Genomic DNA, 14,452 nt, shown 5'->3' on the forward strand with positions numbered 1-14,452 from the left:
ATTTATACACCCAGACGTTTACTCAGCGCCTGCGCGTAATCCTGCCACTGGCGCAACACCTCCAACTGCTCTGGTGCGGCACTAAGAGAGCATTCAGCCAGCGCAGTCGCAAAGTCCTTCAGGGTATTGGGTGCGCCCCGCTCCGGGTCGCTCAGACGCTGCTGACAGAAGTCTTGCCAACGTTGTTGCTCTTCACTGCTCAAGGTGTCAGGAAAGTTACGAGCCCGGTACCTGAATAACAATTCAGGCAATCGGGCGTCATCAAAAGGCCACGCGTCACGCGCCAGTTGTTCGGGCTCGGCTTGCCGAACTTGCTCGCACAGTCGACGATCACGATCACCGATAAAACCGTCATATAACTGCTGTTCTGGATCCTCACTTGCGGCAAAATCTTCCTTGCCATAAAGGACTCGCAGTTTATCCTGCCAAACTTCCGGGCTTTCACTCAATTGCGTTGCACGTGCCTGGTAGCCCGTCATATCCAATTGCAGCCGCTGCTGATCTTCGCTGCGCAGCACCCCCAGGGGGGCGATCACCGGGCAACGGTTTATATGCAGTAATTTGAGCGGCACCGGCAATTCGCCTTCCCCCAGCGCGTCATGCCGGGTATATAAACGCTGCTTGAGTACTTCAGCGTCGTCTTGCAACAACGGTGAAGGGTCAAGGTGCAGGTCACAGACGATCAGGGCGTTGCGGTTATGCGGGTGCCATGCCAGCGGCAGCACCACGCCAAGGTAACTGCGTGCCGCAGAAAAACGTCCCGATATATGTACCAGTGGCTGCATCAGACGAACCTGCTCCTGAACTTTCTGTTTACTGCGCAGTGTAAACAGATAGTCATAAAGCTTCGGCTGTTTTTCACGAATCAGGCGCGCCAGGGCAATAGTTGCACGCACGTCGGATAACGCATCATGCGCCTGTCCGTGATCAATGCCGTTGGCAGCAGTCAGTCGTTCCAGCTTGAGTGTGACCCGGCCGTCCTGTTCGGGCCAGACAATGCCATCGGGGCGCAATGCATAGGCTGCGCGCACGACATCGATAAGATCCCAGCGGCTGTTACCGCCCTGCCACTCGCGTGCATAAGGGTCGAAGAAGTTGCGATAAAAACTGTAACGCGTGACTTCGTCGTCGAAACGCAGTGTGTTGTACCCCGCACCACAGGTACCTGGCGCAGAAAGTTCGGCATGTACGCGAGTCATGAAATCCGCCTCGCACAAGCCTTTTTCTGCCAGCGTGGCCGGCGTGATTCCGGTGATCACACAGGCAGCGGGATGGGGCAGAATGTCGTCACTTAGCTGGCAATGCAGATTGACCGGCGGCGCGATTTCATTGAGTTCGGTATCGGTGCGGATTCCGGCCATCTGCAGCGCACGATCATTGCGCGGGTTGATGCCGGTGGTTTCGTAGTCGTACCAGAAAATGCTGGAAGTCACGGGCTGATCCTGAACAAAAGACCCGCGAAGTGTAGGGCGTGACAGGTGTCATTGCCTAATCGGGTAATATCCGGCGTACCGGGAAATGTTTTCTTACAGCCCGCGTCTTGAATGGTCGGTTGCTTAGCTCCGCTGCGATAGCTAGCATCAGTTTTCGTTTTCAGGCGCGTCCTCCCGACAATGTCATCTCCTCCCGCTTCGCCAAGGAATGCAGCGCTGCCCACGCCACTGGACACCCGCATTGAAATCGAGACGCCGGAAGGCATCGATATGGTTCTTCGCCCTGCCGGACTGGTTTCCCGCGCATTGGCGTTCGGTATCGACTTCGCCATTCGCGCAACCCTCATCGGCGTGTTTTTTTTACTCTTGCAGTGGTTTGACAAGCTCGGCATGGGCCTGGCCGCCATCGTGTTTTTTCTGATCAACTGGTGGTACATGGTGCTGTTTGAAGTGCTGAGTCAGGGGCGTACTCCCGGAAAGCGAATACTAGGCCTGCGGGTGGTGCACGATGACGGCACGCCGATAGACTGGTCCGCGTCGTTGATACGCAACCTGCTGCGTTTCGTCGACATGCTCCCGCTGGGCTACGGGCTGGGTGCAATCAGTTGCCTGAGCCATCCATTATTCAAAAGGCTGGGTGATCTCGCAGCCGGGACGCTGGTCATCTATAGCGACCAGCCGATAACGCGCCCCACCCTGCCAGAGGCAGAACCGGTGATTGTGCCGTTCGCCCTGCATCTGGATGAACAGCGGGCAGTGCTCAGTCTGGCGGAACGACAAGGTGAACTGTCCATTGCCCGCACCCGGGAGCTGGCCGCAATTCTTGCAGAACCCTTGCACATCCCCGCTGATAAAGCGGTCGCTCATGTAAACGGCATCGCCCGCAACCTGCTGGGGCATAGATGAAGCAGAGCCTGTTTGAAACCCGCCATAAAGATGAGTGGCAACGCTTTGGTCAGCGCCTTGATGCGCTGGAAAACGGCAAGGCCGATGCCAATGCCTGCGAAACATTCCCCGGTGATTATCGACGCGTCTGCCACCACCTGGCGCTGGCACAGGAGCGTGGCTACAGCAGCCACCTGGTCGACCCCTTGCATCAACTGGCCATGCGTGGCCACCAACAGCTTTACCGACACCGCAGTGCGATGGGCGCTCGTCTGCTGGGCTTTGTTCTCGGAGGCTTTCCGCGACTGGTGCGCGCCGAGTGGCGTTTCGTCCTGGTCGCCAGCCTGTTGTTCTTCGGCAGCCTGATAGGCATGGGGCTGTTGGTCTACGGTTTTCCGCAACTGATCTACAGTATTGTCAGTCCTGAGCAACTGGCCGACATGCAGAGCATGTATGACCCATCGGCCAGCCGGATCGGACAACCCGTCGAAAGAGCCTCCGACGCGGACTGGATGATGTTCGGCTACTACATCATGAACAATATCGGCATTGCCTTTCAAACCTACGCCAGCGGTTTGCTGTTCGGGCTGGGCAGCCTGTTTTTTCTGCTGTTCAATGGATTGATGACAGGCGCAATTGCCGGTCATCTGACCGACATCGGCTTCGGGCAGACATTCTGGACATTCGTCATCGGTCACGGTGCTTTCGAGCTGACCGCCATCGCCCTGGCCGGGGCGGCGGGTCTTAAGCTGGGATGGGCTTTGCTGGCCCCTGGAAAGCTGACGCGCAGTACCGCGCTGCGTGTTGCGGCCAGGACCAGTGTGCAACTGATCGGCGGGGTCATCCTGTTTCTGCTGATTGCGGCATTCATCGAGGCTTACTGGTCATCGATGACCTGGCCCGGACCGCTGCTCAAGTACCTTGCAGGTGCCGCCCTATGGCTGCTGGTCGCTGCGTATCTGACCCTGGCAGGACGTACACCTCATGCGCCTGACTGAGTCAAACGTCGCCATACGCCCTCGATCCCCTTGGGAAGCCATCGACCTGGGCGTGCTGCTAGCGGGTCGTCACCGCGGTCTGCTGATGAGCAGTTGGGCAATCGTCACCCTGCCCGTTTTCTGCCTGCTCAGCGCACTGCTATGGGACTACCCCACGGCCGCCATTCTGCTGTTCTGGTGGCTCAAGCCTGCGTTCGAACGCTTTCCGCTGCTCATCCTTTCGCAGTCACTGTTCGGGGCAACGCCGACGCTCGGGCAAGCCCTCAAGGCGTGGCCCGCGACCTTGAAAAGCCAGCTGTTGCCAAGCCTGTTGTGGCGAAGACTCTGCCTGAGTCGCAGCTTTCAGTTGCCGGTGCAACAACTGGAGCATCTGGCAGGCACGGAACGCGACCTGCGTATCAGCCTGCTCAGCCAGAAAGACCTGCGCGCCGCACGGCTGCTCACCATTGTCGGCGCACACCTGGAATACTCATTGTGGGTAGGTCTGCTGATCCTGCTTTACGCGTTTATTCCGCAGCAGATCCAGATCGACTGGCACTGGATGAGTCTGCTCGACGTTGAAAACCAGTGGCTGTGGATCGACCACCTGACCAACCTCTTCTATGCACTGGCGCTGGTACTCTGGGAACCCATCTACGTTGCGTGCGGCTTCACCCTGTACCTCAATCGCCGAACGGTTCTTGAGGCGTGGGATATAGAGCTGGTTTTCAGACGCCTGCGTCAGCGCCTGATCGGCAGCGCCTATGTAGTGTTGATCGGTGTCGGACTGGTGCTTTCGACGGCACCGGCCAAGGTCTGGGCCGAACAACAGAGCTACAGCTGCCCGCTGCCCGATAGCAGCGCGACAGAACCGCCCACCTCCCTGGCTGCACCGGACACGCCGCGCCTGACCCGCCAGACACTGACCAGCGAAGCGGCACGTAGCGAAATACACAGCATCCTGCAACAGCCGCCCTTCAAGAACCCCAAAACCGAGACAGGCTGGCGCTTCCCTGAACAACAGAAAAGCCAGTCTGTGGTTCGGGACACCCACGACCAGGGCTGGCTGCTTACCTGGCTCAATCGGCTTCTTAGGGCCGCGAGCGCCATGGCCAGCCTGATTGAGGTGCTGCTGTGGGGCGTGGTTATCGGCCTGACCGGGCTGGTGCTCTGGTATTACAGAGACTGGTTCAAGACCTTTGTAAGCCGGGCGCCCGGCAGAACAAAAACCACACGCCCGGCTCCACGGCAGCTATTGGGCCTGCAAGTGAATGCCGAAAGCCTGCCTGACGATGTCGCGGGCCGGGCCGAGCAGCTCTGGAGCAGCCAGCCTCGTGAAGCCCTGAGCCTGTTGTACCGCGCACTGCTCAGTCGCTTGCTGAGCGACTATCGACTGCCGTTGAAAAGTGCCGATACCGAAGCTCAGGTACTGGCGCATATCGCTGCGCTGAACCAGCCGCTGCTCAGTGAATTCAGTCATGACCTGACCATGCACTGGCAAAACCTCGCCTACGGGCATCGACTGCCACCGGCGCATGCCCGGCAGCAGCTTTGCGATGGCTGGCGTCGCCTGTTCAATCCGGCGGTGCAGGCATGAGCCGCCGCACCGGAATACTGATCGGGCTACTGGCCCTTTTACTGCTGACAGGCGCAGGGCTTTACCTCAGCCGTCACCTGGAGCGCTACGAGAAAACCGTGGATCAGGGCCCCTCGCCACAGGCAAAGGCCAATCCCTGGCTTGCGGCCGAACACTTCCTGCGTAGCCTCTCCATCACGGTAAACACCACTGACACACTGGCCCGGCTTCCCGACCCGAGTCAGAGCACCCAGACGCTGCTGTTGCTCAATGACCGGGAAGACATGACACCTGCGCAAACCGAACGGCTGCTGAACTGGGCCGAAGCGGGCGGGCACCTGCTGGTAGTGGCCGAGCAACTCTGGAATGAGAAAAAAGGTCGCAGCGGCGATCTGTTGCTGGACAGGTTGCAAGTTCATCAATACCTCACTACGGACATCAATGCGCAGGAACAACAGCTGAGCGACGCTCAGCAGCCGCTGCCCATCCCGTTGATAACCCCCTCGCCAAAACGCAAAAAAGAGCCTTGGCCGGAACTGACCCGCTTGTATCTGGAAAACGAAAGTGCCCCGGCATACATGAGCTTCGATCCTGCGTTCCATCTGGAAGACCCGCAAGACCATGCACAGTCGTGGGCCAACAGCGCCGATGCCACACACCTGCTGCAAATAAACCGTGGTAACGGATTGATCACGATTGTGACTGACGCCAACCTGTGGAAAATCCGCTCGATCGGCAACTATGATAATGCCTGGCTGCTCTGGTATCTGACCCAGGGCAGTGAAGTGACCCTGGTGCTGCAAACCGAACACGACAACCTGCTGACCCTGCTGCTGCGCAACTACCCTCAGGCACTGCTGACGCTGGCGTTGCTGATTGGCCTGGGCCTCTGGCACATCGGCCTGCGCGAAGGCCCGATGCGACGGCCCGCCCCCCTTGCACGTCGCCAACTGACCGAGCACCTGCGTGCCAGCGCCGAGTTCCTGCGCAGACGCAGCGGGCAACAAACGCTGATAAAGAGCCTGCAACAAGACATCCTGCGCCGCGCCCGCCAGCTTCATCCAGGCTTCGAGCGGCTGGCTGTCGCAGAACAATGGCAGGTGCTTTCGCGTCTGACCCGACAGCCCACCAGCGCCATCAGCGACGCCCTGCGCCCTCGCCCGCCGCAACGCGTCTCACACAGCGAATTCACCCGTCAGGTAGCCCACCTGCAAACGCTCAGGAATGCCCTGTGATCCTGTACTGGCGAATCGTTGGATATCTGCGGTATTGAAATCAAACCTTTAGAAGCTCATGGGTACGTAGTGTTGGATACCTCATTTGGGCAGGCTTCGGCGCTGCGAATGAATCCCGACTCAACTTACTGTAATAACCGCATTCAAGATCAACACCACAACCAATCCGACCACCGCCACAATGGATTGAACCACCGAGATAGTCTTCGTCGCTTCTCCCATTGTCATGCCAAAGGACTCCTTTACCATCCAGAAGCCTGCATGGTTCGCATAATTGAAAAACAGCGAACCGCAGCCGATTGATAATGCCAGCAAGGGCAAGTTAAGGGTGGGATCAGCGCCCGCAAGTGGTGCCAGCAAGCCTGCAGCCCCTACGATGCCCACAGTTGCGGAGCCAGTGGAGACCGAGAGTAACATCGCAATCAGCCAACCCAGGATTAACGGAGGGAAGGCAGACTGCTGGGTCAGGTGCACGATAGCATCGCCTACCTTGGCACTGGTTAGCATCTCCTGAAATGCCCCGCCTCCTGCGATGATCATGATGATGGAGGCAATAGGCTTGAGGCTTTTACCCAGCGAATCGCGCACCTTTTCGGCGTCGCCACCGCGCGCCAGTACCAGGCTTGCGCCGGCGAAAAGCACGCCTAAGAGCATGGATATCAGCGGGTTGCCCACGAAACTGGCCATTTGCAGCATCGCATTGCCCTTGGGTAGCACCATCTCGGCGACGGCATTGATCAGCATCAGGATCGCCGGTAGCAAGGCTGCCAGTACGCCGAGCAAAACGCCGGGGCGGGGTTGATTGTCGGTTTTTTCGGCCAGAGTGAACTGATCAAGTAATGCCTGATCAGGCCTGGTGCTCATGCGCTTCGAAATGAACGCGCCATAAAGTGGACCGCCCAAAATCATTGCTGGAATAGCCGCGAGAAAGCCGTAGAGCATTGTGGGCCCCACTGAGGTTTTGAGTGCAGCGATGGCCGTCAACGGGCCAGGGTGCGGCGGTACCATGCCATGCATGGCGGCGAGCGCCGAAATCACTGGAACACCCACATACACATACGCCGAGCCTTTGAAGCGAGCCTGGCTTTCCAGCTTTCGCGCCACACTGAATATCAGCGGCAGCATAATCACCAAACCCACCTCGAAAAACATGGGTATGCCAACGACAAACGCAACCATCATCATTGCCCAAGGTATCAGGCGATCCGGGGTGCGCTTCAGGATGACCTCGGCCAGCTGCTCCGTGACGCCAGCATCAGCCAGGATTTTGCCTAGCATCGCGCCAAGCGCGATCACAATCCCAACGGCCCCTAGTGTCTTTCCGGCACCGGCGATCAAGTGAGCGACGATACTTTCTGGCTGCATTTGGGTAGCAAAGCCCACACCAACAGAAACTACCATCAGGGCCAAAAGCGGGTGCATCTTGAGGCGCGACACGATCAGTGCCACCAATACCACGACGCTGACAAGCGCGGTCATTAGAAGCTGTATATCTAAGGTAGTCATGAAAATATCTCAGTTGGGCTGGCGCTGAGGCTGCACTCAGCATTTGAAAAACCGGTTCGAGACGTAACGCTCGACGAAGCACGCAAAAAACCAGACAGCGTATGGGTACCTTCACGTGCAACACCCGTTTCAGGAAAGGCAAACACTTCGCAACCTGCTGCCATGTCACTGCTGTCAGGTAGTTCAGTCAGGAGGTCAACATGAAAATAGGCATGAGAGCGACGCCACTCTAGCGGGGTGCCGGCGTAGTCACGGGCCAGGGTGCCAGTGATTGGCTGCAATCTGCTGGGCCAACTGGTCATGAAGACGTTGATACAGCGGCAAACGGGCATCGTTGGACAGAGCATTCATTGACCTATTCGCCTTGTTATATAGTCATATATATGAATTGCAGCAAAGTATTTCCCCAATGACAAAAACTTGTCAAGACTGATCTTCTTTCATAAGCAAGATCAGGTCGTAACTGCAGACAGAGGGCAGATGCAAGCTGTGTTCAGGGACGCCAGCTAATCTGCGGAGCAATGCAGTCGATCAGAAGTCCGCCACTTTACTCCAGGCTGATTTCCGGAATCGGCCCGGGTGATACGGTCGCGGATCAACGATCGGGGGTGCGCCGCTGACAATATCGGCAATCAAGTGACCAGCGCCGGGGCTTAAAGACCGACCAATCCTGGCAATCCGCCAATGTCCGGGATCTGGTGGTAGCCGAAGGCGACATCCGTCGGCTGCTAATGGCCGTAGGCGACGAAGGCTTTGTGCTTGATTTTCATGTCATGGGCCGACATCAAGTCATAACGGAAGCTTGAAGATACGTGCAGCACATCTTCAGGCGCGCAGCCAAGGCTATCGAGCATGAACTCAAACGCTGCCAGGCGCGGTTTATAGGCTTGAGCCTGTTGAGCGGTGAACACTTTGTGGAACGGCGCTCCGAGCTTGTTGACGTTGGACATGATTTGTTCGTCCAAGGCGTTAGAGAAAATCACCAGTGGAATCTTGCCGGCGATTTTTGCCAGGCCCGCTGGCACATCCGGGTGCGGCCCCCAGGTCGGCACCGCGTCGTAGTAGGTCTGGCCTTCATCGCGGTATTCGATGCCCCATCGCTTGCATGTTCGCGCCAGCGCGGTTTGAGAATTTCATCGTAAGGCCGCCAGTCACTCATGACGTGGTCCAGGCGATACGCAGCGAAATCCTTGATGAATTGCTCCATGCGCTCGGGGCCGATGCGATCGGCGAACAGCTCGCGCGTCAGGGCCGCCGTCTTGAAGTTGGTCAAGGTGCCGTAGCAGTCGAAGGTGATGTACTTGGGACGAAGAAAGCACTGCTTTTGTCGAGCATTGGGAGGATTTGAGCACCAAGTTGCTAAGAGCCAATTTTGAACGGCGCTACTCCTGAATAAAGCCGGAGGGGCACTGCCTGTGAGTGCCCGATCCTGGTCGATTGCTGTCTTTACCTAACAGGCACGTAAACGCACCTGCCTTTCAGACAGAAAAGGCATCCTTACGCAGTTTTCTATCTTTGGTGCAGACGGCAGCTATGTCAGTGCAATTGAATGGCATGCACCAATACGCCGCATGCCCTGAGCGGTTACCATGGAAATAATGCTCGGCAAGAGAAAAAAACATTCAGTCGCTGCGCAAAAAAATTACGAAAAAGCCAAATCAGGTAAGTAATTGATTTATGGACGATAAATCTAATATCACAGTTAGTGACGCTCCAGAAATCGTGAGCGAGCAAACGCCCGAAACATCAGGCAGCACCAAGCCATTTATCGAACCCGCCACCGAACCGGCCAGCCCGGCAAATGCTGCAAGCACTCAGTTGCAGCAGCGGCAACGCGCCAGCCAGCTGGCTCAGGCCTTGCGTAACGAGCTGCAAAAGGCTGTGATTGGCCAAAACGCAGTGATCGAGGACGTGCTGACCGCCCTGATCGGCGGCGGGCATGTGCTGCTCGAAGGCGTACCGGGGCTGGGCAAGACGTTGCTGGTAAGGGCGCTTGCCAGCTGCATCGGCTGTGAGTTCGCGCGCATTCAATTTACGCCGGACCTGATGCCCAGCGATGTCACCGGCCATGCTGTGTACGACATGCAGACCGAGCAGTTCAAGCTGCGCAAGGGGCCGCTGTTCACCAACCTGCTGCTGGCCGACGAAATAAACAGGGCACCGGCCAAGACCCAAGCCGCGCTGCTCGAAGCCATGCAGGAGCGCCAAGTAACCCTCGAAGGTCGGGCGCTGCCCATCCCGCAGCCGTTCATGGTGCTGGCAACCCAGAACCCTATCGAACAGGAAGGCACTTACCCACTGCCGGAAGCCGAACTGGATCGTTTCATGCTCAAGCTGCGCATGGACTATCCCGAAGCGCTGGAAGAGCTGAACATGGTGCGCCAAGTCACCCGCTCGACCCGTGCCGACATGCTGGATGTGCGGCCGCTGCGGGTCATCATGCAGGCTCGGGAGGTTCAGGCACTGCAACGCATTGCCAGCGAGCTGCCCATTGATGAACAGGTGCTGGACTACGCAGTACGCGTGGCGCGCAGTACGCGCACCTGGCCAGGTCTTAGCCAGGGCGCAGGGCCGCGCGCTTCAATTGCACTGGTGCGTGGCGGGCGGGCCAGAGCATTGTTGCGCGGCGGTGAGTTCGTTACTCCGGACGATATCAAGGGCTGTGCGCTGGCTGTGTTGCGACATAGGGTCAGGCTGTCACCGGAGCTGGACATCGAGGGCCTTTCAGTGGATCAGGTGCTTCGGCAGATCCTTGATCAGGTCTCGGCACCGCGCCTGTGAAACAGCTTCTGAAACCGTCGATTCCGATGCTGCGCTGGCTCGGTGGGTTCATGTGCGTTGCGTTACTGACAGGAACGCTCCATGCGCTGGGCATCGAGTATCCGGCAAAAATCGACGAGTTTTATTGGGCAGCGTTGCTGGCATTCGCGGGTGTCAGCCTGCTTGATGCATTCTGGCTGTTCAGGCGTCCCTCGCCACGCGTGCAGCGCGAGCTTGCGGGCAGCCTGGCGCTGGACCGCTGGAACGAGGCGCGGCTCGACCTGCAACACAACGGTGCCAAGCCAGTCACCATGCAGGTGTTCGATCATGTGCCGCATGGCCTGGAACATGAAAACCTGCCGCAGTCCATCATCCTGCCTGCGCGCGGCAAAGGCAGCATCGGTTACCGTCTGCGCCCCTCGAGCCGTGGCCATTTTACCTTTGAGCAGTGCGAAATCAGCCTGCCGGGGCCTTTGGGTTTGTGGACGGCACGCCGCTATCTTCCGATACACAGCACGACCCGCGTCTACCCGGACTTCGCCCGGCTTTACGGTGGGCAACTGCTGGCGGTGGACAACTGGCTGAGCCAACTGGGGGTGCGCCAGTTGCAACGTCGCGGGGCAGGAATGGAATTCAATCAGTTGCGCGAGTTTCGTGAAGGCGACAGCTTGCGCCAGATAGACTGGAAAGCTACCGCCCGCCAGCGCTCCCCCATTGCTCGCGAGTATCAGGACGAGCGGGATCAACAGATCGTTTTCATGCTCGATTGCGGACGTCGAATGCGCAGCCAGGACGGTGATTTGTCTCACTTCGATCACGCGCTCAATGCCTGCCTGCTATTGAGTTATGTCGCACTGCGTCAGGGTGACTCGGTTGGCCTTGCGACGTTTGCGGGTGAGCAGGACCGCTATCTGGCCCCCGTAAAAGGGCCGGGGCAGCTCAACCTGTTGCTCAACTCGGTCTATGACCTGCAGACCACCCGGCGCCCCGCTGACTACAGCGCCGCCGTTCGCCAATTGATGGTGCGCCATAAAAGACGTTCACTGGTGGTACTGATCACCAACCTGCGCGATGAAGACGATGAGGAACTGGTGGCTGCTGCAAGACAGCTTGGCAAGCAGCACCGGGTGCTGATTGCCAGCCTCAGGGAGGAAGTGCTCGACAGTCTGCGTCAGGCCCCCGTACAAACCTATGATCAAGCGCTGGATTATTGCGGAACCCTGAATTTCCTCAACGCTCGCGCTTCGCTGCACGACCGCTTGAGTGCTCAAGGTATTGCAATAATGGATGCTCGACCAAGGGAGCTGGGGCCGCAGCTGGTCAGCCGTTATCTGAGCTGGAAAAAGGCAGGTACGCTATAAGCGAAACCTTGCGAGTCAGCCAGCAGCCTCAGGCTGAGGCTTCATAAAAGGGGTAGAAACAGAAATACTCCCGCAAGAGCTGGACGAACGCCAGGTATTCTGTCGAGACCTGAGACAACTCGAAACCGGAGTCGTAGCTCCCTGGCGTCTCGTCTTCGTGGCTCCAGAGGCACTTGGCGCTAAGATCTATTGATTGCCCGATATTGCCATTCGGCATTTTCAGACACAGATCGAACCTGGCCCCTACCAGAACGGGCAGTTCGCTGATCAGCATCAGCCCTTCCCCGGACACATTCCCCAGACACCCCATCAGCTTGCCAGTATGACGATTGAAGACCTGCAGGTAATCCTGCAATTGGTGCCGTTCTATTTTCCGCTCTTTATACATGGCAGGCTGCCTTCCAAGACCACTGTTGCGATCACGTAACACCGTTCGCTGGCTGCGGACTTCAAAAACGAGGCACTGCGCGATAACCGCCTCGGCCTAGAGCTCTGCAGCTCGTCCACTATGTGATCACAGCCTAGCTCAGAATTTTTCAAAATCCACCCGAACACGGCGCCTGCCATTCAAATGAGGGTAACTACTTTGATACGGGAGCGTTTCGAACAGGTGCAGGGATCGGCCTGGCAGGCTGAGCCCTGGGGTAGAGACCCGTTTGTGCGAGCGTATCGAGCCTGGCCCGTGCACGGAACGCGTATTCGCTCTCTGGATACTGAGTCATCAGGAATTGATAGGTCTGCGCAGCGTCGACATACAGCTTCTGCCGCTCCAGGCACTGGCCACGCAGCATCGACACTTCCGGCTGAACATAACGGCGCGAACGGCTTTGACGCTCGACCTTGGAAAGATCCAGCATGACCCGGTCACAATCACCTTCCTGATAGGCACGGTAAGCGTGATCGAGGTTGGAATTCATCGCCCAGCGGGTGCAACCGCTGAGCGCAGTCAGTAATACAACAATCGTTACAATACGCATGGGACTCTCCTGTTCTCTGCCCTGTATCGGCGTCACAGCCTGTTTCTTCAAGTAAATCGCACACCGACCGTCAGCCGATTGCCCTCCCTGACAGCAACACGGTAGTGCAAAGGAACAATGACTAAAGACCCAGACAGGAGTAGCCTCTCGCTGCGCTTCAATTAAGGAGTTTGTGCATGACCGTTCGCCGCACCAAAATCGTCGCCACACTTGGCCCTGCCAGCAACTCGCCGGAAGTCATCGAACAACTGATCCTTTCGGGTCTGGACGTTGCTCGTCTGAACTTCTCTCACGGTACTCCGGATGAGCACAAGGCACGCGCCAAACTGATCCGCGAAATCGCCGCCAGACACGGGCGCTTCGTCGCTCTGCTGGGCGACCTGCAGGGTCCTAAAATCCGTATCGCAAAGTTCACCGACAAGCGAATCGAGCTGAAGGTCGGTGACAAGTTTACCTTCTCCACCGCTCATCCGCTGACCAGTGGCAACCAGCAAATCGTGGGTATCGACTACCCGGATCTGGTCAAGGATTGCGGCGTAGGCGACGAGCTGCTGCTCGACGACGGTCGCGTAGTCATGCGCGTCGACACCCAGACGGCTGACGAACTGCATTGCACCGTGCTGATCGGCGGTCCGCTGTCCGATCACAAGGGCATCAACCGTCGCGGCGGTGGCCTGACGGCTCCGGCACTGACCGAGAAAGACAAGCAGGACATCAAGCTCGCTGCCGAAATGGACCTGGATTACCTGGCCGTTTCCTTCCCGCGCGATGCCGCCGACATGGAATACGCTCGCCAGTTGCGCGACGAATCCGGCGGTACAGCCTGGCTGGTGGCCAAGATCGAACGCGCCGAAGCCGTTGCCAACGACGAAGTACTCGATGAGCTGATTCGCGCCAGTGACGCTGTCATGGTTGCGCGTGGCGACCTGGGCGTTGAAATCGGTGATGCCGAGCTGGTTGGCGTACAGAAACGCATCATTCTGCACGCACGTCGCCACAACAAGGCGGTGATCGTTGCCACGCAAATGATGGAGTCGATGATCTCAAGCCCCATGCCGACGCGTGCCGAAGTGTCCGACGTGGCCAACGCCGTGCTCGACTACACCGACGCCGTCATGCTGTCGGCGGAAAGTGCTGCGGGCTCCTACCCGATCGAAGCGGTTCAGGCGATGGCGCGTATCTGCATCGGCGCTGAAAAGCACCCGACCGGCAAGACTTCCAGCCACCGTATCGGTCACTCGTTCACCCGTTGTGATGAAAGCATCGCGCTGGCCGCCATGTACACCGCCAACCACTTCCCGGGTGTGAAGGCGATCATCGCACTGACCGAAAGCGGCTATACCCCGCTGATCATGTCGCGCATCCGCTCCTCGGTGCCGATCTACGCGTTCTCTCCGCACCGTGGTACTCAAGCGCGTGCAGCGATGTTCCGTGGCGTCTACACCGTGCCGTTCGACCCGGCAGCCCTGCCACCGGGTCAGGTCAGCCAGGCCGCAGTCGACGAACTGCTCAAGCGTGGTCTGGTCGAGCAAGGTGACTGGGTCATCCTCACCAAGGGTGACAGCTACCACACCATCGGTGGCACCAACGGCATGAAGATTCTGCACGTCGGCGACCCATTGGTCTGATGGCAGAACGCTGCAAGCCAAGGCCCCGTCTCGCAAGAGTCGGGGCCTTTTTGCATTGTGTATGCCTGACGAATCTTTGTGATTAATCGTGCCGAACGAGAGCTGTGACTAACA

General features: G+C 58.1%; 11 protein-coding genes and 2 pseudogenes. 7 read left to right on the top strand and 6 right to left on the bottom strand.

The window, feature by feature from the left end; genetic code table 11:
• Positions 1-2 precede the first annotated feature (2 nt).
• A complete protein-coding gene (gene sbcB, locus KP808_RS20085) occupies positions 3-1,433 on the bottom strand; it encodes an exodeoxyribonuclease I (RefSeq protein ID WP_122281582.1) in 1,431 nt (476 codons plus the stop codon).
• A gap of 180 nt (positions 1,434-1,613) precedes the next feature.
• On the opposite strand from sbcB, the gene KP808_RS20090 reads away from it, so the two are divergent.
• Genes KP808_RS20090 through KP808_RS20105 form a run of 4 tightly spaced genes read left to right on the top strand, consistent with a single transcriptional unit; the run spans position 1,614 to position 6,106 of the window.
• The gene (locus KP808_RS20090; RefSeq protein WP_230016753.1) at positions 1,614-2,339 is read left to right on the top strand and encodes an RDD family protein; all 726 of its coding nucleotides are present in this window, start codon (positions 1,614-1,616) and stop codon (positions 2,337-2,339) included.
• Positions 2,336-3,316 (top strand): stage II sporulation protein M, encoded by a 981-nt coding sequence (locus tag KP808_RS20095; RefSeq protein WP_230016754.1) that lies wholly within the window; start codon positions 2,336-2,338, stop codon positions 3,314-3,316. Before KP808_RS20090 ends, KP808_RS20095 begins: the two co-directional genes overlap by 4 nt.
• A complete protein-coding gene (locus KP808_RS20100; protein ID WP_230016755.1) occupies positions 3,303-4,892 on the top strand; it encodes a DUF4129 domain-containing protein in 1,590 nt (529 codons plus the stop codon). Before KP808_RS20095 ends, KP808_RS20100 begins: the two co-directional genes overlap by 14 nt.
• Positions 4,889-6,106, top strand: coding sequence for a DUF4350 domain-containing protein (locus tag KP808_RS20105; protein WP_230016756.1), 1,218 nt, complete (start codon positions 4,889-4,891; stop codon positions 6,104-6,106). The genes KP808_RS20100 and KP808_RS20105 overlap by 4 nt, the downstream gene beginning before the upstream one ends.
• Before the next feature lie 120 nt (positions 6,107-6,226).
• Here KP808_RS20105 and KP808_RS20110 read toward each other — a convergent pair whose 3' ends face one another.
• The 3 genes and pseudogenes from KP808_RS20110 to KP808_RS20115 form a co-directional block, all read right to left on the bottom strand.
• Positions 6,227-7,612, bottom strand: coding sequence for a GntP family permease (locus KP808_RS20110; RefSeq protein WP_122258130.1), 1,386 nt, complete (start codon positions 7,610-7,612; stop codon positions 6,227-6,229).
• Positions 7,613-8,143: 531 nt separating this feature from the next.
• Positions 8,144-8,278, bottom strand: a pseudogene (locus tag KP808_RS26240) (D-amino-acid oxidase); the annotation flags it as partial.
• Positions 8,266-8,909, bottom strand: a pseudogene (locus KP808_RS20115) (haloacid dehalogenase type II). The pseudogenes KP808_RS26240 and KP808_RS20115, both read right to left, overlap by 13 nt.
• Positions 8,910-9,334: 425 nt before the next feature.
• Here KP808_RS20115 and KP808_RS20120 point away from each other — a divergent pair.
• Together KP808_RS20120 and KP808_RS20125 are read left to right on the top strand one after the other, a co-directional pair.
• Entirely contained in the window at positions 9,335-10,393 is a 1,059-nt protein-coding gene (locus KP808_RS20120; protein ID WP_230018927.1) for an AAA family ATPase, read from the top strand.
• Positions 10,390-11,733, top strand: coding sequence for a DUF58 domain-containing protein (locus tag KP808_RS20125; RefSeq protein ID WP_219170122.1), 1,344 nt, complete (start codon positions 10,390-10,392; stop codon positions 11,731-11,733). Before KP808_RS20120 ends, KP808_RS20125 begins: the two co-directional genes overlap by 4 nt.
• 28 nt (positions 11,734-11,761) lie before the next feature.
• Here the strand turns inward: KP808_RS20125 and KP808_RS20130 are convergent, their stop codons facing one another.
• Together KP808_RS20130 and KP808_RS20135 are read right to left on the bottom strand one after the other, a co-directional pair.
• Positions 11,762-12,121 (bottom strand): PilZ domain-containing protein, encoded by a 360-nt coding sequence (locus KP808_RS20130; RefSeq protein WP_005745539.1) that lies wholly within the window; start codon positions 12,119-12,121, stop codon positions 11,762-11,764.
• A 193-nt stretch (positions 12,122-12,314) separates the two neighbouring features.
• On the bottom strand, positions 12,315-12,710 hold the full coding sequence (locus KP808_RS20135; protein WP_122281592.1) for a tetratricopeptide repeat protein: 396 nt from the start codon (positions 12,708-12,710) through the stop codon (positions 12,315-12,317).
• A 176-nt stretch (positions 12,711-12,886) separates the two neighbouring features.
• Here KP808_RS20135 and pyk point away from each other — a divergent pair, with 176 nt between their 5' ends.
• Positions 12,887-14,338, top strand: coding sequence for a pyruvate kinase (pyk, locus tag KP808_RS20140; RefSeq protein ID WP_002554985.1), 1,452 nt, complete (start codon positions 12,887-12,889; stop codon positions 14,336-14,338).
• Positions 14,339-14,452: the final 114 nt, after the last annotated feature.

Source organism: Pseudomonas savastanoi, from assembly GCF_020917325.1.
Classification (GTDB): Bacteria; Pseudomonadota; Gammaproteobacteria; order Pseudomonadales; family Pseudomonadaceae; genus Aquipseudomonas; species Aquipseudomonas amygdali.